Raw genomic sequence first — 1,443 nt, 5'->3', positions numbered from 1 at the left:
CTGATGACTGTGGTAACACAACTACAGCTGACCAAACCATAACAATCGTTGATACGACTGCGCCTACATTTACAGTACCTGCTGATTTTACCATTGAGTGTGATCAGGATGAGACTGATTTAGGTCTTACTGGTGATGTGACTGACGAGGCGGACAACTGTGATACGACTTTGGATGCGACTTACTCTGATAGCGTTGCTGCTGGAGCATGTGCAAATGAGTCTGTAATCACTAGAACTTGGACATTGACTGATGACTGTGGTAACACAACTACAGCTGACCAAACCATAACAATCGTTGATACGACTGCGCCTACATTTACAGTACCTGCTGATTTTACCATTGAGTGTGATCAGGATGAGACTGATTTAGGTCTTACTGGTGATGTGACTGACGAGGCGGACAACTGTGATACGACTTTGGATGCGACTTACTCTGACAGCGTTGCTGCTGGAGCATGTGCAAACGAGTCCGTGATCACTCGTACTTGGACATTGATGGATGACTGTGGTAACACAACCACGGCTGACCAAACCATAACAATCGTTGATACGACTGCGCCTACATTTACGGTACCAGCTGATCTAACAATAGAATGTGATCAGGATGAGACTGATTTAGGTCTTACTGGTGATGTGACTGACGAGGCGGACAACTGTGATACGACTTTGGATGCGACTTACTCTGATAGCGTTGCTGCTGGAGCATGTGCAAACGAGTCTGTGATCACACGTACTTGGACATTGACAGATGACTGTGGTAATACAACAACAGCAGACCAAACCATAACAATCGTTGATACGACTGCACCAACATTTACTGTGCCTGCTGATTTGACTATTGAGTGTGATCAGGATGAGACTGACTTAGGTCTTACTGGTGATGTGACTGACGAGGCGGACAACTGTGATACGACTTTGGATGCGACTTACTCTGACAGCGTTGCTGCTGGAGCATGTGCAAATGAGTCTGTGATCACTAGAACTTGGACATTGACGGACGACTGTGGTAACACAACCACGGCTGACCAAACCATAACAATCGTTGATACAACGGCGCCTACATTTACAGTACCTGCTGATCTTACTATAGAATGTGACCAGGATGAGTTAGACCTTACCTTAACTGGTGATGTAACTGATGAGGCGGACAACTGTGATACGACTTTGGATGCGACTTACTCTGACAGCGTTGCTGCTGGAGCATGTGCAAACGAGTCTGTGATCACACGTACTTGGACATTGACAGATGACTGTGGTAATACAACAACAGCAGACCAAACCATAACAATCGTTGATACGACTGCACCAACATTTACTGTGCCTGCTGATTTGACTATTGAGTGTGATCAGGATGAGACTGACTTAGGTCTTACTGGTGATGTGACTGACGAGGCGGACAACTGTGATACGACTTTGGATGCGACTTACTCTGACAGCGTTG

1 protein-coding gene is annotated in these 1,443 nt (G+C 45.9%); it reads left to right on the top strand.

Features of this window, described 5'->3' with window-relative positions:
- Positions 1-1,443, top strand: a 1,443-nt coding sequence (locus NCE97_RS15915) for an HYR-like domain-containing protein (protein ID WP_503066191.1), incomplete at both ends; no start/stop codon positions are given.

Source organism: Winogradskyella sp. 3972H.M.0a.05 (assembly GCF_040493455.1).
GTDB lineage: Bacteria > Bacteroidota > Bacteroidia > Flavobacteriales > Flavobacteriaceae > Microcosmobacter.
The sequence above is the reverse complement of the archived record's forward strand: the minus strand, read 5'-3'. Positions and strand labels throughout refer to the sequence as shown.